The following is a 22133-nucleotide window of genomic DNA, read 5'->3' as shown; positions in this document are numbered from 1 at the left end:
TTAAAGTGTTAAGTCAAATGTTCCATTACCTACTTGTTGTTTTTCCTGTTCCAAAACACTACTAAAGTCTTTGGAGAAATAATAACTGTTATCCAAGGAATAAAGAACAACTTCTTGGTCAGGTAAGTAAATATTTATATTGTTTAAATTATCTTCTGCAACTATTCCAAGTTTGAACTTTTGGTAATCCACATTTTCGGATGAAACCAATTGGTTGGGACCATTATAATACGCCAGCAGAAATAACCTCTTCTTGATTAGATTCTGATCAGAAATGATACTTTTTATTTGATTGTTTTCTTCATCAGTTATACCAATGATCAACTGAGAGCCTTTAAAAACTCCAGAGTCCAATAACAACATGCCTTTTATCGTTTCCAGTCCATCCGAAAATTCTTGCAGATAAAAAGGGAATTTTGATAATAGATTCCGTTGACTAGAAGAAGTCACACTTCCAACAGTACTGGATCCAGTACTTACCTGTGGAGAAGTTGCCTCTATATAATCAGTTGCATTGTTCATGTGGTCAATTACGTCGGTAGCATAAATTACTCGATTAAATCGCTCTTCTCCCTGCTCAATATAACCCTGCACTTTATTTGTCTGCACAATTGCTAAGCCTTTGGAATCTTTATTGAATTGTACTGATTTTAATATTTGTGAAGAAATCACAGATTGTTCAGCATTTGAACTTGATTTTAACAATGAAACTTCAGCAATTAAATCAAACAGATCATCATATTGATTTTTATCATACTCTTCCTGATCCGTGTTATTTATTTTATACTTCCGTCCCACTCCCTGATAAATCAACACATTAAACGTTGCTACGATTTTCTTATCCGTGGTGCCCACTGAAGGGTTGCTTAATAGCAAATCGGGTGTATACGCTATCGATGTTTGGCTATTCGGATCTTCAGGTGCTTTTAATGCTGTCGCATTCATAAAATTATTTTTCACAGCATTGGTCAAATCACCAACTTGTACGTAAAGCATCGCTTCGGGATTACTATCTGTCAGCAATTGAATAATGGTCAAGTTATTGACCTCTTCATGTTGCTGCGTTGATTCCACGACGTGCACCGGCCACTCATTCTTTCCAAAGTTGGTTCCTGTACCATCAACTTTGATGTTAAAATTGGAATCAGATGCCAAGCTGTAATTGCCGTAAAAATTGTACGATCGTCCACGATCGCCTTGAATATAGAGGTACAATGTATTCTTCGAATAGAATTTGGATACGATATTGTTATAAATATCCAGTCCTTTGGTTTTTACCGGAGAACCATTATCGTTGACCGTAACACTACCGTTCTCGACATGAAATCCATAAAAAGCTGCTACATCAATAAATTGAGTTGCCTGCTCTTTCACGCGTTTCTTTTGTGCTGCGGTTGTTACATTGGCTACATCGATCTTGACATGACTTTTCCTAGCATAGGCAAGATCAAAGACAAATTCGTCGACAGCATTTTCCAGCTTATAATCGCCATACCCTAATACGATATCAATACCGCATTCGCCCGTTTGAAAAAAACCAAGACTATCACCTGCCTGCACCATTGGTAATTCAAAGGCATCTGTTGCTGATTCAACGGTTGTATCTCCTGTAACCGTTACTTCACTTTCTTTGAAGAAATAACTATCCAGGGTTTCGCTGTCTTGTTGATTCGCTGGATCGAAGCCAATGTATTTGGTTTCAAATGTTGGCTTCTCACTTTTGGTCTGTTCGTAAAAATCATCAAAAGATTTATTGACTTTACGAATAAAATCTGTTTGTGCGGCTGTAGGAGGCAGCACCAATTCGCCTGTAAAAAAATCCTGCCTACGCAATCCGCGATAGACGATATAGCGAATATTAAGCCCTGTAATGGGCTGCTGGTATGGACGAAGGATCAAGTTGACCAATTGACTATTACCTTCCTGTGGTTGAATGAAGACCACGCTCTTACAGAGCGCATAAGCCATCCCTCCCGTACTGCTAAACCGTGCAGTAACATCGAAGGTATTTACATCCTTTGGGCCAAAGGATTGCTCCGCCGTTTGGCTGATCCCATTGGTATCTGTAAAAAAATGTGATTCCGGTATAAACATAGTTTTCGTTTTTTATTTATTAAACCTTTTGTTAGCCATGGATACCCACTCCACTTAAGTTGCTACTGCAGCATAAAGAGCGCTGTACAGCAGTACTTCAAATCGATGGTTCCATGATCATTTCCACGGTGTTCGAACTCGTTATCCCATTTCATATTATCTTTATTACCTGCTAGTTGTGCGCTCATAAAACAGTCGTAACAAGCCTTGAAGACAAGCGCTTTGAAACGGGGTATAGCAAAAGTAAGGGGGGAGTGAGGCTGAATTATCAATAAAACTGCTGTTTTCTCTCGGTATTTGAAAACTACCGAAAACTCGGGAAAATAACTGTTGTTTTTGGAGAAGAGCATATGGTTTTACACCATCCAATAGCAAACTACTGGATCACTACACTTGGTCAACCTTTGAGAAATAAGAAATATAATTGAAAAGGTTTACTTTTTTTGACTTAAGTAGTCTGATAAGATTATTTTAGGTTATGTTGCTTTTATTAGAAGAAATAGGATTATATGCGTTGGCTTAAAATGGAGTACCCAAAGACAAAACAACTATCCAATGGATAGCTGAAAAAAGATACAACCGAACAGTCTCTTATAAACAATTCGGCTGTATCTATTAAATTAGGAATGGTAATTTGAAGCTAAAATAGTGTATCGTTATTATAGGATTGTATGTCCTCTTGTTCATAAGTAGGGATCAAGTAGGGGCTAAGTAGAGACTAATCAGGGATAAAGCGTACATACAGTATTAAAAGCACATCTAAAACGCACTATCAACGCTCTTACCACGCTCTTACCTGTTCCAAATATTGTGCTCTCTTGAATAACGCTTTTAGGACGCTTATACCCTGCTTAGTCCCTGCTTAACGACTGGATCACTAGCGGATGTTTTCTAGTGAAAACATCCAAGTATCGTTCTCTCAAAAAATTCAGGAAGATTAAAAGTTCTATATTTAAGTATTTAAAGGTAGGTAACAGCACGAGAATTACCGACTTATTGTTGATTTTCCAATTTACTATCATCAATATCTAGCTAAGCAGATGAGGTAATTGCTTGAATAAACAAAAAAAAAATGGAACAGCTGTTATTTATCCAGCTGTTCCATTAAATATGTTATTTTTTTCTCTATGGACTCGATTTTTGATTTCAGGATCTTGTTTTCCAGCAGGAGTTCTTTCACATCAGTGGTGATGGTAGCCCGCTGAATCTGTCCCAAGATTGGTTTGCCATAACCATGAAAAAACCATTCATAGTTCAGTTTATATTTTCGGTATAAAGCTTTTACAAAGTCGATCGGAATTTCATATTGTCCATTTTCGTATTTGGATAGATAGGCTTGAGATACCTCCACACCTTCCGAAAACTCAGTTTGTGTAAGTCCTAACAATGTTCGAAACTCTTTTAAACGTTGTGCTTCTTTTTTCATTCGAATAAATTGTTTTTAACGGTCATAAAGTAATCATACATATTTACTTCCTGAGCATCCAAGTTCGATTTTTATTCTTCCATCATGTTCAAAGTCTTCTCCAATCCTATCAGGTTTGACTCCGCTCTGCTTGTGAGCAGCATATTCCTGATAGCCTCATAATGATCGACTGATATCTACGACATTGAAAATCTGATCGACATCGTCTAGTGTGATTGTAAAGTCAGGATATTTATCCTTATCTGTATTCAGCGAATGCAGGGTGAGAATACCCTTCTCTACCTCATGATTGACAATTTCTTTAATGATGACACCTTCGTACCGGTGAACAATAACCCAATAGCGATATTTATGGGTATGGAATTTGGATTGCCATAATTCCCTTTTTATCAAACGTCCTGTCACGATATCTCCATCCAGAACACTTGCATCTGTACCGTCGGTCATACTATCACCGCTGACTTCGAATGATCGGTATACGCCCCGATGGAACTCATTTACGGTGATAAAATGTGCGGGTAGCTCATCCATATATTCGGAATCGGAAAAACCTGACAGATAACCTGCTTTTGCTTTCTCCGTCACTAATTTTGTCTGCATGAGATAACGGCCAGGAGAAACTTCAAAAAAGATATTGTTTTTGTTTTCATCCATGAATTTCACTTCATCAGAAAAATAACCGATCGATTTTCCATTGCCCACATTGATCATGGAAACAGCATTTGACTGTACAAAACTTCCTCGTTTTTCACGCTCTCCTTTGTTATAAACCAACCAGTCATAGTTCACCTGTGGAAAAGCTTTTTCTATTCGTGTCTTCATTGTAAGACCTATAGGATATTCTCCTTTTTTGATCCGGGAATAAACTTGCTCTCTTACACCCAAAATAGCAGCAAATTGACGATTGGTAACTTCCATCTCTGAACGCAAGACCTCAAAATTATTATCTAGGTAAGTCTCCATCTTTTTCATAGTGTTTAACAATTGTTACACAATTTCATAACAACCTGAGGCTAAGTTATACAATCTATTTAACTTAAACAAATAATAAGAAGTTAAAAATTATAAATATCTTATTATAAACACTTTAAATATAAACAAAAAAGTTTAATATATTTCATATTAAACAGCAATATTTAAAATAAATCTGTAAAAACATTTGATTGTTTAACTTTTATGTTTAACTTTGTTTAACTAATCCATTACAATAGACGACAGAATAATATATACAGCACAAAAACTCAGGATTATGAAAGGAAAGTCATTAGTATCAAAGTTTGACACGCATTTAAGAGGTTTGGACATCCATTACCATGTATCCGAAAATATATTCGTGTATAAAGGCTACGCTTACATTGATTATGAAACAGTAGAGATGGGGGCTATCTTTTTTTTTTTACCCATCGAAAAATGGGTTACACAGGATTATGATGAACAGACGGATCTTAAGGAAATCCTCGTGGAATTTGAACCGCAATATGAAATCCTGACAAATTATAATTATGCAAAAGGATTTATCGCGAGTGAAGAAACAGAGGAATTAACGGATCAACATGATGCCTTTGACACACATGAAGCATTAAAAATTGCAGAAAGAAAAGCTTTTGAATATTTAAACGAACAATAGACATGGCACAACAATCAATAAAAACATTAAAAGTCAGCAAATCGCTATATCCATTGGATTTTGATCGCGAAAACAGAATGGATAGCTACAATGACTGGATGCAATATATCTATGAGCAGACCAGAAAAAATGAACGACTAAGATTAAATGATGTCACAGAAACCAAAGCTGATCAACAGTCAAACATAACTTTCATTGACAAACATTTAGAAAAAAACTGTTTGTCGTAGGTTCATTGAACATCACAAGACAATCGTAGCATTTAATTCAATGCGTTATCAACAACATTAATTATCACACAACATGAACACCTTATATCATTCTTTTATTATGAGCTTTTTAACAGAAAATCACCCGGAAATATTAAAGACAATCAACACCATGTATGAGCCTGATCTATCTAGGGTTCAAGCTGTCATCGATTGTTATTGTGCATTTGTAGGGATTAACCCTGAACAGATTAAGGGAGAGTTTATCAACTACAAGGACATTCAACATCGCTATAAGGCCATATCTGTTGTATTAAGGATTTTTCAACCTGAAAAACTGGTTCTTTTAAAAACGAAAGTAAAAAGTTCGATTTACAAAGAGGCAGGGCCTTATTTAAATATCAACAACGATACGTTGCAGAAATCCATTATATGCGCCTGCAATCAGTATGATTTATATACAGATTTTAAAAAAGAAATCAAGCAGATTGCGAATTACTATTTAATTCATTCTCGGTTTAACAGCAAGTAATGATCCGACTATTTTTTATTGCTATCATTCATCTCCATAAGATGTATCGATTGACGAACCATCATCAGATATGATCTGATAATAACTTTAACAGTACTGTGTTCAAATGGAAATCAGTGTATATTTATTTTTCAAACCTCACTGAACTAATTTAAGGATATTGCCTGAGTAACTTCATAACCTTCAAAATTATGTTAGTATTTCATTGAATCAAAAAAGACCACCTTATAAAAGTGGTCTTTTTTGTCAAAATTTAGTTCCGCCTATTCTTTTCTTTATCCAATAAAGACAAATAAAAATCAGACCAACAAGACCGATCCAAAACCAGAAAAAATTGCTCGATTCAGGTTCGTTCACTTGACTTGACACTTTCTTTTCAAAAGCCAATTTCTGTTTAGATGCAATTGATTCCTGACTCTTTTCGTTTTGGTGGATTTCTTTTGTTTGGTTCTTCAACTGAACAACATTGGATTTCTCCACCTCTTGCTTTTTGACCTTCCCTTTACCCATCCGAACAGTTCCATCCTTCGCAATGACAATATCTTCTCCTTCAAGTTGTGTCACGATTTGCCCATCCTTCCATACAAAAGATTGTAAATCTGTCTCCGTCTTCATTTCTATCTGTTTCTCTTGCTGCAGATTACCTTTTATGGTTTTCACAGCTTCAACGGTTTCCAATTGCTTTGTTTTGGAAGTTTTTTTAAATAGTCCACATCCATTAATTAAGAGTATGACTATGATCATTCCTGCTATTTTCTTCATTTTTAATTATCCTTAATTCAATCTGTAATTCATTGTAAAGCTTCATCAGGTCATCATATTCTGCCTCTAACTTTGCTAATGTTTTTGCGCAGGCAATTTTTTCATCATTGGCAAGCTTCAGGGCATCGTTTAAATCTCCAATGACAGAACGTAACTGTTCTATGTTTTTCTCTAATCTATCGGCATAGCCTTCCCACTTATCAATGACTTTTCCTGCATTCTCCACATTGGTGGCTTCCACCTCCGCTTGTTGTTTTGGGCGTCCAACAAAATAACCACCTATTCCAGTGATTATGGGCGCTCCAAATCTTTCTAATAAGTCTAATAGTTCCATATCATTTAACTAAAATATAATTTCGATTCTGCGACCCTTCTTCGGGTCAACCCGGATAAGACCTTTCCTCCTGCCTTATTCCATTTTACAAATTCCTCAGCAATGCTCTTGTCTTCTGGATTTCTATTTACCTTTTTCAATAAGGTTGATTTACTTAAATTACTTCCACCTAAGTTGTAGGTAAAAGACACTAATGCATCAAATTGCTGCTGACGCAGTGATTTAGTCACTAGTCTTCGTACATCGTTTTCATAATTACAAAGAATTTCCGCTAACATCCGATCGCCTTCTGCTCTCGTCAAGGTAACATCTCCCATCGTAACCTTACGCTTGCTGGGCATGTAATAGGTAAATCCATAGCCTATCGTTGGTATTCCTATCGGATCCAGATAGGGTTTACTATACCAACCTTCAAAATCCTTTATGAGTTGTAATCCTTTTTGTCCTGTTTTCATTATATTTCTTTCCTGTCAAAAAAAGCCCTCCAAACGGAGAGCTCTCATTTATTCTAATCTATTCCAAAAAACGGACTATTGTAGTGAACGGTCTTTCGCTACAACCCATCAGCATCAGTTATCGTATCCGTATGTTCCGTAGAAATTGTTTCCAATAACCAATTGCTTGATTAGTCTCATTGTCCGTCTTTTTGCTCTGAACAGAAACTGTATAGTTATTTCCTTCAACACAGATTACTGTGATATTGTGCACATTATTTGGCACCTTATTTTTTGGAGTTACTTGTGTTATACATTGTTTCGTCAGAGCATCAAGAAGAGCTTGATAGCTGTCTGTCGTTTGCTGATCGACGTATTCTTTCTGCTTAAGTGTTTCTTTTTTTGATGCTTCTCCACCTTGTTGATTTTCTTTTTGCTTGGATGTATGCATGTTTTTTAAATTACAACACTTGTTTTTGTTTGCGTCAGTTCGCTTTTCCTGCACCTTTGCTTTTGTCTTGATAACCGCACGCTGGACCCGCGCATCTGTATCGCTTTGAAAGACTTCTAGCAGTCCCTTTACATCTTGGATGGCACCATCAATTTCTTCTTCATAAATTACTTTTTTAGCCAAATAATGGGCTACTTCTGCAATTGCTTTTGCTCCAAAACCGAGATCTTTATATCGGGTCGTAAGAGCTGCTAAAATCTTTTCTTTCATATTTACTTTATTCTATTTTGGAATATCTTACTACAAAAGTACAGCACCTTTGGTATAAAAAAACAAAATATGTGAGGTTTGTAAGCGGTATCTTCAAGATACCGAAAATAAAGGGCGAAGGTTTACAAAAAGTAGGTTTAAACCCCTAAGAAAGGGAATAGAAGGATAATAAAATTTAAAATTTTATTTAACTATAGTGGTGAAATAATTATAAAAAGGTGTTTCACGCTATAAATATAGCTCATAGGATTACTTTATAATGCGATCTCTATTGTGATGCAATTACCCTATAACCTCCTTATTTATCACATGAGGCTTGCACAAAAAATAGACGACTTACATGGTTTTAATGAGTGTAGTATCTATGGCTTTTGCTAATTTGATATCTACGTTGTATTCTTGCGCGTATTCCATCCATTTATTTACCTTATCTTGTACTTCGGCAAGAATACCCTCTGGATGACGAATGGAATTTTGTTTGGCAATGACAAGGAGATCTTCTTTGATAAAGTTTTTTCTTTTACCATTAATGCTAAGGTTATGCTGACTTACCCATTCACTATCTGGTCGGTAAGCATGACATACATCATAGGCAGGTGCCAATGTCCATTTACCATCAGGCTCCATTAAGAAAGCAAAGTTTTTCGTATGATCATCACAGTTTCGAGCGAACACATTGAATACCATTCGACGATATAGTTGCTCTGCTTCAGCATAAGTGAGCTTCAATTGTCGCATGGTTTGAAACAATTGCTCGTAACTATAACTACTAACCTGATTAAAATCATAATGCTGCATGGCACAAAATGTCTGTACATGTAATTTTTGGTTGCCTTTTCTTCGATCGAAACGTTTGGTCATAAAATGTGCCCGTCCTTCTTCTTCAATCAGACGACTTTCCATCATCACTATCCCTGCATCAGTAGCCATTTTATAGTAAGCCATTTCCACACGGCCATAACCATACGATGCCCCAAATTGTGCATCATTTACTCCGTCAAATTTTATCAACCAATGTTCAAAGCCTTTCTCCTGCAACGTTTGCCCAGAGCGGATCATACCCGTGGCTTCGTTATAGGCAATGATTGCTTTAGGGCGAGCCCCACCTGCCGATGTTCCCATTTTCAAGACATCTAACAAGACATCTTGCAGATCATGGTCAGTATGAGCTTCAAAACCAGCTCTGCTCTCGAGCAATTTCATGGTCGTATCTATCAAGCTGGAGAGCTCTATACTGCGGAAACTATCCGCCGTAGATAAGATAGTCGGTTCAAACTCCAATGCTCCCATACCTCTACTACCGATAAAACACAGCAATTCAACAGGGTTTAGTGAATTTTCAGGACGTCCATTTCGAGCCAGCCAAATATTGATCAGTTCATGACCATATTTATCTGGCAACGCATCTGCTAATAATCCGGGAAGACCTTTAAAGGTATTGCTGTTTCGAAGTTCTGGAAAAGAAAAGATACGTAGAGATAATGGCATTTTGATTGGGGCAACATCCAGGTTTCCTGTACTGAATTTTTTATCATATTCAAAAAAACCAAGCTCCTGCTTGTCATCCCAGGCGATCGCTCCAATTCTTTTACCCCACAATTTTACAAAGGCTGTCTTTACCATCCGAGATCATCTTTAGTGATTTGAGGATTGCTTTTAGAAGCTCTTTTTCGTTTTTTCTCGTCTTCCTTTGCCAACAGCATTGGACTGATCTTTGGCTCGACTTTGAACAGATCAAATACATAGAGCGCATCCAAAACCCGTAATACCTTGAGTAAATTGATTAACCCAATATTTTCGCCCCGCTCAGTTAGGCTAAGCGTAGAACGACTAATAGCCGCCCTTTCGGCGACTTCATCCTGTGTGAGATTATGATCTATCCGTTTAGCTTTGACAAACTCGCCAATCTCCCTGAGAATAGCGGCATCACTATAAGATGGATGGTATGATATATCATTCATAACTAATCATTTTTATTATTAATGCGTAAAATATCACTCAAATATACCTATATTTTTTTGATTTAACAAAACAGATACGCATGAAATATCAATCATTAATAGCAAAATTAGCCATTAACGAATGATATTTCATTCAAAAATAGCACAAAAATACAGCTCTCGATGCTAGTTATACTCCAAAGTACCAGCTTAAAATAGCAGACGAGCATTATCTTTAAGCACTGGCTTATGCTCTCATATCCTAAGCAAAAAGAATTATTTTTACAACAAGAGGTTAAACCCGTATAAAAAAGTACTAAACAGGTATTCGATAAGCAATTTTCATTTCTTCCATTATCTTCATTTTTCACAAAAAAAAGAAAAACAGTACAACTAGCCTAGTATATTCGCAACAAAACAGTCTGATATCTTCTTAATTTTTAACGTCTTGTCCTTATTACAATCAGCATAATAATGATAAAATTTCATCAAATTAGGTCATATCATCCTAAACATTTATTTTTACCCTAGTGATACCTACAACTTTGACTTGATGTTATTAACAGATACCCACACCCATATATATTACCACGCCGATAGCAATACATTAACACAACAGATGCAACGTTGCTTTGAGAAAGATATTAAAAGATTATTTCTTCCCAATGTCAATAGCGAATCGATTCCTGCGGTAATGAAAACTGTCGCGACATATCCAGAAAACTGTTTTCCTATGCTAGGATTACATCCTTGTGATGTGAAAGAAAATTATCAGCAAGAATTAGCAAAAATATATGAGGCATTGCAGCAGCATCACGTGTATGCTATTGGAGAAATTGGTTTAGATTTGTATTGGGATAAATCCACATTAGAAATTCAAAAAGATGCCTTTCGAACACAAGTACAATGGGCTAAAGACATGAATTTACCCATTGACATTCACTGTAGAGAAGCTTTTGATGAATTATTCGTCCTTTTGAAAGAATTAAAGGATACAAAATTGTTTGGCGTACTGCATTGTTTCACAGGAGACATTCACCAGGCGCAACATGCGATTGATCTCGGTTTTGCACTCGGTATAGGTGGTGTTGTTACTTTTAAAAAAGCAGGATTGGACGAAGTGGTGAAACAAATTGATTTGCAGCATATCGTCTTAGAGACAGACGCTCCTTATTTAGCTCCTAGCCCTTTTCGAGGAAAAGAAAATGAAAGTAGTTACCTCTACTATGTCGCACAGAAAGTAGCTGATATCAAGGAGATTTCAATAGAAAAAGTAGCAGAAATAACCACTGAAAATTCAAAAAGAATATTTGGAATCTAACTCATAACATGCATAATATATTTATCATATACACGGGCGGAACCATTGGAATGGTGAAAGACGAAACGGGAACATTCGTTCCTTTCGACTTTGAACTGATCAAACGCAATCTTCCGGATCTCAGTCGATTAAACTATAAATTGACTGTACACTCTTTCAGTCCAATTATTGATTCTTCCAATATGAAGCCTGAAATTTGGATTGAAATGGCACAAATTATTAAAAATAATTACGATGATTATGATGGGTTTGTGATCTTACATGGATCGGATACGATGTCATTTTCTGCGTCTGTCTTGAGTTTTATGCTCGAAGGTCTGCAAAAACCTGTCATCTTATCCGGATCGCAATTGCCAATCGGAGAAATCCGTACCGATGCCCGTGAAAACATGATGACCGCCTTGGAAATTGCTTCAACCAAACATCTGGGTGTATCCATGATTCAAGAAGTTTGTATTCTATTTGATAATAAATTATTCCGAGGAAATCGTTCTTTCAAATACAATTCAGCAAAATTTGAAGCGTTCCGATCGCCAAATTACCCTGTTCTTGTTGAAGCGGGTATTCACCTGCAATACAATCAGGAAGCCTTACTGGACAATCGGGATAAGGAGTTTATTTTACACACAAGACTAGATGATCGGGTCGCTGTTCTGAAATTATTTCCTGGCATCAGTCCCAATACAATCAAATCCATTTTGAATGCCGATGTGCGTGCTATTGTGATGGAAACTTTTGGTTCTGGAAATACGACGACGGATCAATGGTTTTTGGACTTACTAAAAGAAGCGATTGATAACGGGAAAAACATTGTCAATATATCGCAGTGTAAAGTTGGTTCTGTGGAGTTGGGTCGATACGAGACCAGTACAGGCTTGAAAGCAATAGGAGTACTGAATGGTTATGATATGACATTTGAAGCTGCGGTAACGAAGCTTATGTATCTACAGGGTGAATTTGAAGGACAACAAGATGTCGCGTATTGGATAGAGAAAAATATCAGAGGCGAATTGACCATTAATGACTAATTAATAGATATGAGAGGAGAGATTTGAGATAATAGATTAATATACTCCCAAATCTAAAGTCTCATATCTTTTATTTAAAGGCTAAGACCGTTTGCTAATACCTCAGAGACAACAAAATTGCTTCCGCCAACAAAGATTAAATCTCCTTCTTGATAATTTGCCTGAGCGGCTTCAAAAGCTTTCAAAACAAGTCCATAAGCCTTTCCTACTAATCCGAAAGCATGTCCTTGCTCGGCAAGCTCTTCAGCAGGCATAGCCCTTGGCATATCCGGATTGCTAAAATAATAAATAGCATCTTTTGGTAATAACGGCAATATATGTCCTAGATCCTTATCACGCATCGCGCCAATCACAAAATGCAATTGAGTAAAGGTCGTTCTGGCTAAATTTTCAAGCACGACTTGAATACCGTCTTCATTATGTCCAGTATCACAAATGACAAATGGTTGTTTCGACAGCGTTTGCCAACGACCTTGTAAACCTGTAAATGCTTGTACTTTTTTCAACGCACTTTTAACAGCAGGTAATGGCAGATTGTATCCCAGTATACGCATCTGTTCAACCACCTGCAAAACACCTAAGATATTTTTAGATTGATACGTGCCTTTTAAATCCAATTCGTACTCTTCTGCTTCCCCATCTTTATCGGCAACTTGGACGACCAGATAATCTTCATCTGAAGCAACAATAGTCGCTGTCAAGGATTCGGATGCGAATACCAACGCTGCATGTTCCTGATTTGCTTTAGCAATAAATACAGGTGCTGTTTCGAGCTGATATTCAGAAACTACAACTGGTGTATTCTCTTTGATGATGCCTGCTTTTTCAAAAGCAATTTCAGCAAGTGTATTACCCAACATATTCATATGATCAAAACCAATATTGGTGATCAACGAAACTAAAGGCTGGATCACATTAGTAGAGTCGAGACGACCACCTAATCCTACTTCAATGATGGCAATATCAACTGCTTGTTTTGAAAAGAAATCAAAAGCCATAGCCACGGTCACTTCAAAAAAGGAAGGTTGAATTTCTTCGATCAATGCACGGTGCGTATGTACAAAATCAATCACAAACTGCTGGTTCACCATCTGACCATCGATGCGAATACGTTCTCTAAAATCAAGTAAATGCGGTGATGTATATAAGGCGGTTTTGTATCCCGCTTCAGAAAAGATAGAAGCTAACATATGAGAAGAAGATCCCTTCCCATTGGTGCCTGCAATATGAATGGATTTAAATTTATGTTGTGGATTACCTAGCGCTTGTAGGAATGCCAGGGTATTATCTAAATCCTTTTTAAATGCAGATGCCCCGTCACGGGTAAACATAGGTAATCGAGCATATAGATACTCGATTACCTCCTTATAGTTATTCATTGACAATGAATTTTTATCTTAATTTAAAATTGAATACAATTCTGCCTGTTTGAGAATCAGGCGCATTTGCTAATTGATTCAAGCGAGCTCCACGAACAGCTTGTTCACATTTTTCCAACAAACCTGGATCTGTAATCGTTGTTCCTTTCACTCCTGCGCGAGCATAGATAATCACACCTGATTGATTCACGCGAAACTCAACAGCAACCTTACCAGCTTGCTGTCCATTATCATCTATTTTAGGTCTTTGGGTAAAACTTCTGTTTTCTATAGAAAGCATCATGTTTCCATTACCAGAACCGCCTGCACCATAATTACTTGCCAAAGGATCGCCCAATTTACTTCCTTGATTCCCAGGAACTGTACCTGTACCATCACCTGAACCTGTCCCATTATTCTTCTTGCCCTTATAAAGTGCATTTGAATTGACTGTTGGTTTACTATCCTTGATTTCCTTCGTTGTTTCAGGTGCCACAGTTTTGACAGCTTTTGTTGATTTTGTCACAGCAGGGGCATCTTCTACATCTTGTGTAACCACAGTTTTATCAGCCACTTGTTGAGAAGGTGTTGGCGTAGGAATCTCTTCTGGCACGACACGATCAGGTTTTACATTATTGGCATTTGGATCCACCGAAGGTTCCTCCACACTCATATAATCTTCTCCCATCCCTTCCTCAGCTGTACCATAATTCACAATCATGCCACCCATACCGTATTCGTCTGGTACCTTAGTACCAAAAATGATAAAGAAACTTATCAAAACCAAAATCCCCATTATGGCAGTGGCAATCCCTAAAGCCTTCGGGAAGTTATTTTCCTCATGTTGAAGATGGTAAGCCATGTATTATATCTCCTATTTCTTAAAATTAGAGCGTAAACCTTTTAGAAAGTTTAAATGATACTTAATCCTTCTTTGGTTCGGTCGCCAGAACAACTTTTATTTTCAAACGGTTTGCAATATCCATCACAGAAATTACATTTTGAATGGGTACGGTATTATCCACATACATCATGATCGTCAACTCTTCTCCAGTTCGTATTTGCGACTGAATAGCTGCTTCCAATGCTTCGTAAGGCACTACAGCCTTATCGACATGATACGCTAGATCAGAGGTAATGGACACTGTCAATGTTTTTTTCGATACAGACTGTTCTCCAGCGCTAGATTTTGGAAGCAGTAACTTCACAACTTGCGGATTGGCAACAGCAGATGCCAACAGAAAGAACAACATCAAAAAGAACATGATATCGTTCAATGCAGAAGTATGCACTTCTGCTGTTGGTTTATTTTTTCTACTTCTTAAATTCATTATCCTAAATTTTAAATGATTAATTAGCTAAAATCCTAAGCAATTACACGCCAGGCTCATCTAATAAATCAATAAATTCTACTGCATCTGTTTCCATACGTAAGATCAAACGTTCCACCATCATGTTTAAGATATGGTAACCAATATAAGCAAGGATACCAACTGTTAAACCAGATGCTGAAGCAACCATTTTTACATAAAGACCACCTGATACAGAACCGATGTCAATACCGCCCGCCATTTCGACGTCATGAAAGATTGTAATTACCCCAAAAATAGTTCCAACGAACCCAAGCATAGGTGCAATCCCGGCGATGATACCTAAAATGTTGATGTTTTTTTCCAATTTAGCGACCTCAAGTTTACCTACGTTTTCAATAGCTCCTTCAATATCTTTGATTGGACGACCCACACGTAATAATCCTTTTTGTAACATACGCCCCAACGCAGAGTTGCTTGAACGACAAACCGCTAACGCAGCGTCCAGTTTTCCAGAAAGGACATTTCCTTTCACCTGTGACATCAATGAAACATCATATTTTGCTGCTTTACGAATAGTCAAATAACGTTCAAAAAAGATAATCAATGCTATAAACAATAAAAGTAAGATTGGAACCATAATCCATCCCCCTTTCATCATCATTTGGATTAAACTCAAATTTTCTTCTTTTACTACTGGAACTGCTTGTTGTGCAGCCTGATTAAGGGTGTCCAAAAGATTGCTGTCGCTCTGAATCAATGACATAATAATTTATAATTTTAAAAATGTGTATACTAGACTATTTTGCTATTTTTTCAACCCATGCCCCAGAGAAAGTTTTCACGACAGTTGCCTGATCACGTTCGGCTTCATCTTTTGTCATATAGGTATTCCAAATTACGCGTTTTTTATTTTTTTTAAATCGACCACCAATCGCACGCACGGTTGTATAACCTTTTTTACGTAAGGCGACTGCTTCTGCTTCTGCTAATGCCATTGTTTTATGTGCACCAATAACCAATTGGTAATTAGGTCGTCCAAGAGGCACAGATTCTTGCACAACAGCAGTCGTCTCTTGATGTACTCCGATACGTTGAGCCGTACTATCAACATTAACCGTATCAGATACTGGAATAGCATCTTGTTTCGGTTGTATGCTATCTATTTTTGATAAAGTATCAACAGGAACTGTAGCTACATGAGGAGCTGCCTTTTTTGTGCTCAATAGCTGATCTTTCAAGGAAGGATTTAGTAAAAAAGCCACAATAACAGATACAACAACAATGATGGCTGCTGAAATATAATACCAGATGGTATTTGACTTAGGACTATCTTCTTCCTGGTATAGATCTGTATGCTCTACGGGTGATTCGACATCCTTCGAGACTTCTTCTGAAGAGATAGATTTCTCTAAAACAGGAGAAGCTAAAGAAGTTTCTTCGTCAATCAATACAGCATCTGCGATAATATCAGAACTTTCCTCCGTTTGTTCATCAGCTGCCTTATACGATTCTGCTATTACCGTACTTTTCTCTTCAACTGCATGTAAGGGAAGAATTTCCGCTAATTCTCGATCTGGAATAACAGTTTCGATTTCTGCAGCAACAACATGTTGAACAGGCTCAAAATTGAAACCAGTTAAATCTAAAGGTTTAAAGACTAAACTAGAGCCATAACTAACAATATGCCCTAAATCTTCTAGTTTAGCTTGTCCATTTTGTATTAATTGATCTTTTAAATCTGCAACGGCCTGTTGCAATACAGCTGTTGCAGCATCCAGATTCAAGTTTTGTTGCTGTTGGATATAATGAATAAAATTAAATCCTTCTCCTCCTGTCGAATCAAATTCTACGTAAGAAATAGGGGGTAAAAATAATGCCCGTTGCTTATCGAACTGCGCCGCAGAATGTTTCCTTTTGAACACACCTAAGCCCTTGACGTAAACTTCTGGGTAACGCTTTAATAAACTATTGATATTTTTACCTAAATTCATTCTTATTCATTGTTTGCCTTCGCAAAGTTATCATCTTCTTGTATTAAAAAGAAAAGTTTATACCACCAATTACGTTAAAACCTAAACGTGGATAATATAAATAACGTTCGTATTCTTTTCCAAAGATATTATTTGCTTTTACAAATACACCTAATTGTTTTTTAATACGGTATTCTGCTCCTGCATTAAAATCTGCAAAAGAAGGTATCGTTACTTTCGAAGCAGTTGCTGAGCGATTGGTTCCATCAACGTAATCATATGCTAATGCATAGGTCTGACCTTGTGTTGACAACTCAGCATCTACAAAGAATTTATCTGATATATTGAATCTTGCATTGGCTAAGAAACGGAATTTTGGCAATGACCAAGCTTCCTCATAAGTAGTCACTTTATAGTCATCAATATTGATTTTTCCACCAAGATTAACCAATTGTGATAAACGAATATTGATTTCACCTTCTACACCAAAATGTGTTGCTTTGTTGCCTAAGCCATCGTATACAACATCGAATTTATAAGGTACAAATCCTCCATTCGATACTGTATCAGCACTATTGACAAATAATGGAAGTCCTTCGATCTGTTTGTAGAACACTTTTACTTTATAACCAAAGTTGGCTCCTGCATTTCCTTTAATACCACCATATACATGTAGTTTTTCAAGAGTATTCTGAATGTCAATACCACTATTTAAATATGGATTTTCTTTCGCAAATCCACGAAGAGAACCTTGTTTCACACCTCCATTTACTCCTGCAAATAAATGTGCATATTGGGGAACTAAAGCGAAATCAGCTTCTACAGCTGGAAACACATTAAAACGACTAACATCACCAAACTCAGAAACCAAATTAGCGCCTAATGTTACATTGTAGTTATCTCCTTTAAATCGAATATAAGGATTGATATTCGCAACATGATTTTTCGTTGCTACTTCATCGTTTACCGAATTAAAGCTCGCACTTAAATTAGCACCAACATTGAATGTATTTATTTTTTTGTTCAGATAACCCGAAATAGCTATGGAATTCTCTTTTGCATTATACTTATCCTTGAATAAATAGGCATCTGCTTTAGCAGAGTAACTTACTGACCCTTCTTTTTCAGGATCAACATTACTAGTCAATTCGCCATTAAAGTAAATATCATTAAACGTTTGCTGTTCTGGTGTCATATTCAACAACGTTGTGTTTGTTTGATCAAACACCTGTCCGTAAAAGTTTGTAGCGTAACGATTATAACCCAAAGTACCATTTAAAGTAAAAGGTTGGTAAACGCGACGACCAAAAATACCAATATCTTGCGTAGAAAATTTTTGTCCTTCGATATCTCCTTTTTGATTCAAGTGTTTAGCAAATAATCCAAAGCGTGTGTTCTCAAATTTATCAACAGCTAAGTATGCTTCGCCTAAAATGGTATTGAAATTACCAACACCTAATTTGATATAATTACTCGTCTGATCTGCAGGTTGAGAAAAAGGTAATTCTTTTACATTCAATTCTTTCAAACCCGTATTGATGTCGAGCTTCTTATCTGTTATATTATTGTAGCTTAACTTCGGTTGATACTCTCTTTTATTGGTCATATCAGGGCTACGACGGATTTTTACCGCATCAGCAAGAATAGGCTTATAGTCACGAACGACATCAAAAGAATCTATCGTCACTGGTGTTGCAGGGTCGACTTTCTTTGGTGTTTCTTGTGCAAAGGAAGGTAGTCCAGCTCCCAGTAACAAGGTTGCTAATGTATATTTCTTCACTGTTGTATTGTGCAACTTCTTCATTATTTCCTATTTCTTTTTGTTCAATTGTTCTAAACGAGCTTTTGCTGTAGGCAAAATATCGTCCTTACCCTCATAGTTCTCAATCACACTTTCTAAAGTAGATTTCGCTTGGAAATTATCTCCTTTGCCTACGTATGCATCAGCCATTAAAATAAAGCTTTTCGCTACCCAATAATCATACGATGAAAAGGAGTCTGAGACATCAAATGCTGATTTGATTGCCAAATCGTATTCTTTGTTCTCATACTGCATTAAAGCCACATTGTATCGTGCTTCTGCGCCAACAATTGTACGGCTCTTTAATGCGGCTAAATTAAATTCCTTTAATGCTTCCGTACGTTTGCTTTGTTTCAAATAAGCTTTACCAGCATATAAGTAAGCATTTGCAATCTCTTCTTCTGATGATTTTTCGTAGTTTTTAACAGCGGTTGAATAGTTCAATGCTTCTTTGTAATCTCCTATTTCAAAATAGCTGACCATTAAATTATTGATCGCATAGCTATAATTTGATTTATATTCAGAAGTCAGCTCAAGTTTTTTCAACAATTGAGTCGCCTCATTATATTTTTTCTGTTTCAAGTACAATTGTGACACACTCACTAAAGTACGCTCAGTATAAGCACTTGTCCAATCATTCAAGATAATATTGTAATCATGAAGAGCTTCATCGGTATTACCCAAAGCGGCATTACTTTCTGCACGAATAAAACGTGCATATTTCTCTTGAATTGGTTTTGGAAATTTATCAAAATAAGCATTCACAGCTTCTACCGAACCTTTATAATTCGACCTTGAAAATAAAGTCGTTGCGACTGCAAATGTACGGCTATCCTGTTCCGCTTTCGGTAAGTCTCCGATGTTGGTACCTGTAGCATATTGTATATATCCAGTAGCATCGCTATTATCCAAATAGATATTTTCAATAGAGCGCATCGCTTGCTTCGCTTCGTCTGTAGTTGCATACTGATCGACCACACGTTGGAAAGTTTTTAATGCCGCGTCATTATTATCTTGGTTATATTGAACTAAACCAATGGTTACCAATGCGCGTGGAACATAACTACTACGCGGGTATTTCTCTACCATCGTTTGCAAACCCGAAATCGCCTGCTCTGACTGTCCCATCAAGAAGTAAGTATAAGGAATCTCAAAAGCAACATCATCTGCATAATTTGAAGACGGATATTTTGAGATAACAGAATTCAATGTTGCAATCTTGCCATTGTTATTACCTTGTAATCCTTGGATGATACCGCGTTGGAATAAGGCATAATCTTGGCTAGCAGCTTTCGCATTGATCAGCTTATCATATTGTTCCATGGCTTTGCCATAGTTTTTAGCAGAAAAATACGAATCTCCAAGACGAGCAATTGCATCATTACGGGTATTGAGCTCAATTCCTTGAGAACCGCCAGTCGCTAAGAACCGTTCGAAATAATTCGCTGAGGTATTGTAATTTTCATTTCTAAATGCCGCATAAGCCAATGCATAATTAGCATAGTTATACACATCTGTTTTACTTGCTGCTGGTAAACGTAAAAATTTATTAAAATTAGTTACTGCTTCACCATACTTACGTACTTCATACATAGCTTCAGCTTTCCAATAAGTTGCTAAAGCATAGATTTCTTCATCATAACGATTTGCTTCGGAACGCATAAAGAGAGAAATCGCATTTTCAAAAGCACGTTCATTATAATATTCTAAACCACGGTAGTAAGTTACTTTTTGATAAGCAGCATTTGCTTCTTTTCCTCTTTTTGGAATAGTTTCCAAAATATCAACCGCATCGCGGTAATTCTTAGTGCTTAATAAAACTTCTGCTAACAACGTTTTGGCTTCTTCCTGACGTTTTGACTTTGGATACGTTTTTAAATATTCTTGTGTCGAAGCCAAAGCTACTTGGTGAAATTCTAGTTCATAAGAAAGTTTAGCATAGTTGAATAAACCTTCTTCTTGCATGTCTTTATCAAAATCCAATTTCGATGCTTTGAAAAAAGCATTACGTGCAGATTGCTTATTTCCTTTTTTCAAGAATGAATCTCCTAACGTAATCATCGCACTTTGATAATATGCATCTGGTTCCGTCATTTTCTCCAACTCCAGAATCGCCTTATCATAATCTTTCAATTTATAAGCGATATAACCGATTTGATAACTATCTTGATTATTTTGGGTTTTTCCTTGATCTTGTGCTTGAAATTTATCGTAGTAATTTTTAGCAGATTTTAAATCGCCTTTGATAAAGTATGTTGCCGCTACAATACGGAACATCTCCGTTTCATTTTCTTGTTTTGTACTCTGCAAAATAGGTAATGCATAATCCAAAACATCATCATAACGTTTATCCAAGAAATATAAAGCTGTAATATAGTAAGGATAACTTGTTTCAAATGTTTTCGAACCATTTAAGCGTTCAAATTCATTCAAAGCAGTTTTATATTCCGCGTCTAAATAACATAAATAGGCATAATAATAGATTGATGCTTCCTGATATTCAGATTTTTGATCTTTTAATGCTTCAAAGAGTGGTTTAGCTGTGGTATAGTTTTTAGTCGTAAAATAAGAATAACCTAATTTAAAACGATATTCTAAACTTTCATTACCTGCAAGATTTTTGCTTTCAATCTTCGTAAACCATTCGATTGCTTTTACATAATCCTTTTTTGCATAATAAGATTTTCCAATTTGGAAATATGCTGCTTTAGCATTGGCACTTGCCGGATAGTCTTTAATATATTTCAGAAATTGACCTTCCGCATTCGTCTCACCTAACTCTAAAGCACAAACAGCTTGATAGTAACGAACATTCTCTTTCAACAATGTCAATTCTTCAGTTTCATCTAATTGCAAAGAGGATTTTGTACGTAGTGCTTCAACACGATTAAATTGTTCGGAAGCAGAGGTAAACTTACCTCTTTCCAACAACTCCATTCCGGACTTGTATGCTTTATTGATTTGTTGCCATTCTGTTTGCTGTGCTAACGCTGGTGTCGCCATCAAACTTAGCGCAAACCCTACCTGGTAAATCTTTTTATACATAATATGTAAAATATTTTATCTGTTTTTTATTTTGTATTGAATGTTCCCTACCTTTCAGATATCCTAGGAAAGTAAAGTAAAATCCATAGTATTTTTCAAAGTACTAAATTAAGCGTTAAATAAGAAGTTTTCCTCAAAAGTTATTAACAATTGTTAACATAGTTACTATATAACGTATTTAATACAAAAAAAATATGCCTGATTTAAAATAAAAATCA

22 protein-coding genes are annotated in these 22133 nt (G+C 36.4%); 5 read left to right on the top strand and 17 right to left on the bottom strand.

Annotated elements, in window-relative coordinates:
- The 4 genes from LZQ00_RS00670 to LZQ00_RS00660 all read right to left on the bottom strand — a co-directional run bounded on the left by LZQ00_RS00670 (window position 1) and on the right by LZQ00_RS00660 (window position 4492).
- Window positions 1-2094 (bottom strand): hypothetical protein, encoded by a 2094-nt coding sequence (locus LZQ00_RS00670; protein ID WP_234511012.1) that lies wholly within the window; start codon window positions 2092-2094, stop codon window positions 1-3.
- Window positions 2095-2156: 62 nt separating this feature from the next.
- Window positions 2157-2282 carry a hypothetical protein gene (locus LZQ00_RS18440; protein WP_262910918.1) on the bottom strand — a complete coding sequence of 42 codons (126 nt, stop codon included), beginning with the start codon at window positions 2280-2282 and terminating at the stop codon, window positions 2157-2159.
- A gap of 896 nt (window positions 2283-3178) precedes the next feature.
- Complete coding sequence (locus tag LZQ00_RS00665) at window positions 3179-3520, bottom strand: helix-turn-helix domain-containing protein (protein ID WP_234511008.1); 342 nt, start codon at window positions 3518-3520, stop codon at window positions 3179-3181.
- A 156-nt stretch (window positions 3521-3676) separates the two neighbouring features.
- A complete protein-coding gene (locus tag LZQ00_RS00660; RefSeq protein ID WP_234511005.1) occupies window positions 3677-4492 on the bottom strand; it encodes a hypothetical protein in 816 nt (271 codons plus the stop codon).
- A 277-nt stretch (window positions 4493-4769) separates the two neighbouring features.
- On the opposite strand from LZQ00_RS00660, the gene LZQ00_RS00655 reads away from it, so the two are divergent.
- The 3 genes from LZQ00_RS00655 (at window position 4770) to LZQ00_RS00645 (ending at window position 5888) form a co-directional block, all read left to right on the top strand.
- Window positions 4770-5147 (top strand): hypothetical protein, encoded by a 378-nt coding sequence (locus LZQ00_RS00655; protein ID WP_234511002.1) that lies wholly within the window; start codon window positions 4770-4772, stop codon window positions 5145-5147.
- A 2-nt stretch (window positions 5148-5149) separates the two neighbouring features.
- Window positions 5150-5377, top strand: coding sequence for a hypothetical protein (locus tag LZQ00_RS00650; protein ID WP_234510999.1), 228 nt, complete (start codon window positions 5150-5152; stop codon window positions 5375-5377).
- A gap of 100 nt (window positions 5378-5477) precedes the next feature.
- Window positions 5478-5888, top strand: a complete 411-nt coding sequence (locus LZQ00_RS00645; RefSeq protein WP_234510996.1) for a hypothetical protein — start codon at window positions 5478-5480, stop codon at window positions 5886-5888.
- Window positions 5889-6134: 246 nt separating this feature from the next.
- Here the strand turns inward: LZQ00_RS00645 and LZQ00_RS00640 are convergent, their stop codons facing one another.
- From LZQ00_RS00640 to LZQ00_RS00615, 6 genes are all read right to left on the bottom strand, one after another.
- Entirely contained in the window at window positions 6135-6650 is a 516-nt protein-coding gene (locus tag LZQ00_RS00640) for a hypothetical protein (RefSeq protein WP_234510993.1), read from the bottom strand.
- Window positions 6607-6984 carry a hypothetical protein gene (locus LZQ00_RS00635; RefSeq protein WP_234510954.1) on the bottom strand — a complete coding sequence of 126 codons (378 nt, stop codon included), beginning with the start codon at window positions 6982-6984 and terminating at the stop codon, window positions 6607-6609. Before LZQ00_RS00635 ends, LZQ00_RS00640 begins: the two co-directional genes overlap by 44 nt.
- Window positions 6985-6989: 5 nt before the next feature.
- The gene (locus tag LZQ00_RS00630; protein WP_234510952.1) at window positions 6990-7439 is read right to left on the bottom strand and encodes a lysozyme; all 450 of its coding nucleotides are present in this window, start codon (window positions 7437-7439) and stop codon (window positions 6990-6992) included.
- A gap of 118 nt (window positions 7440-7557) precedes the next feature.
- A complete protein-coding gene (locus tag LZQ00_RS00625; RefSeq protein ID WP_234510950.1) occupies window positions 7558-8139 on the bottom strand; it encodes a hypothetical protein in 582 nt (193 codons plus the stop codon).
- A 336-nt stretch (window positions 8140-8475) separates the two neighbouring features.
- A complete protein-coding gene (locus LZQ00_RS00620; protein ID WP_234510948.1) occupies window positions 8476-9762 on the bottom strand; it encodes a type II toxin-antitoxin system HipA family toxin in 1287 nt (428 codons plus the stop codon).
- Window positions 9756-10100, bottom strand: coding sequence for a helix-turn-helix domain-containing protein (locus tag LZQ00_RS00615; RefSeq protein ID WP_234510947.1), 345 nt, complete (start codon window positions 10098-10100; stop codon window positions 9756-9758). The genes LZQ00_RS00620 and LZQ00_RS00615 overlap by 7 nt, the downstream gene beginning before the upstream one ends.
- 532 nt (window positions 10101-10632) lie before the next feature.
- On the opposite strand from LZQ00_RS00615, the gene LZQ00_RS00610 reads away from it, so the two are divergent.
- Window positions 10633-11400, top strand: a complete 768-nt coding sequence (locus tag LZQ00_RS00610) for a TatD family hydrolase (RefSeq protein ID WP_234510945.1) — start codon at window positions 10633-10635, stop codon at window positions 11398-11400.
- Between the two features lie 8 nt (window positions 11401-11408).
- Window positions 11409-12428: an asparaginase gene (locus LZQ00_RS00605; RefSeq protein ID WP_234510943.1), complete on the top strand. Its 1020-nt coding sequence runs from the start codon at window positions 11409-11411 to the stop codon at window positions 12426-12428.
- Window positions 12429-12502: 74 nt separating this feature from the next.
- Here the strand turns inward: LZQ00_RS00605 and LZQ00_RS00600 are convergent, their stop codons facing one another.
- The 7 genes from LZQ00_RS00600 to LZQ00_RS00570 form a co-directional block, all read right to left on the bottom strand.
- A complete protein-coding gene (locus tag LZQ00_RS00600; RefSeq protein ID WP_234510941.1) occupies window positions 12503-13807 on the bottom strand; it encodes a bifunctional folylpolyglutamate synthase/dihydrofolate synthase in 1305 nt (434 codons plus the stop codon).
- A 13-nt stretch (window positions 13808-13820) separates the two neighbouring features.
- Complete coding sequence (locus tag LZQ00_RS00595) at window positions 13821-14648, bottom strand: energy transducer TonB (RefSeq protein WP_234510939.1); 828 nt, start codon at window positions 14646-14648, stop codon at window positions 13821-13823.
- Window positions 14649-14709: 61 nt separating this feature from the next.
- Entirely contained in the window at window positions 14710-15117 is a 408-nt protein-coding gene (locus LZQ00_RS00590; protein WP_234510937.1) for an ExbD/TolR family protein, read from the bottom strand.
- 43 nt (window positions 15118-15160) lie between these two features.
- Window positions 15161-15862, bottom strand: a complete 702-nt coding sequence (locus LZQ00_RS00585; RefSeq protein WP_234510935.1) for a MotA/TolQ/ExbB proton channel family protein — start codon at window positions 15860-15862, stop codon at window positions 15161-15163.
- Between the two features lie 34 nt (window positions 15863-15896).
- Complete coding sequence (locus tag LZQ00_RS00580; protein ID WP_234510933.1) at window positions 15897-17090, bottom strand: hypothetical protein; 1194 nt, start codon at window positions 17088-17090, stop codon at window positions 15897-15899.
- Between the two features lie 43 nt (window positions 17091-17133).
- A complete protein-coding gene (locus tag LZQ00_RS00575) occupies window positions 17134-18873 on the bottom strand; it encodes a TonB-dependent receptor (RefSeq protein WP_234510931.1) in 1740 nt (579 codons plus the stop codon).
- A 6-nt stretch (window positions 18874-18879) separates the two neighbouring features.
- Complete coding sequence (locus LZQ00_RS00570; RefSeq protein WP_234510929.1) at window positions 18880-21915, bottom strand: tetratricopeptide repeat protein; 3036 nt, start codon at window positions 21913-21915, stop codon at window positions 18880-18882.
- Window positions 21916-22133 lie beyond the last annotated feature (218 nt).

It is taken from the genome of Sphingobacterium sp. SRCM116780 (genome assembly GCF_021442025.1).
Lineage (GTDB): Bacteria > Bacteroidota > Bacteroidia > Sphingobacteriales > Sphingobacteriaceae > Sphingobacterium.
The sequence above is the reverse complement of the archived record's forward strand: the minus strand, read 5'-3'. Positions and strand labels throughout refer to the sequence as shown.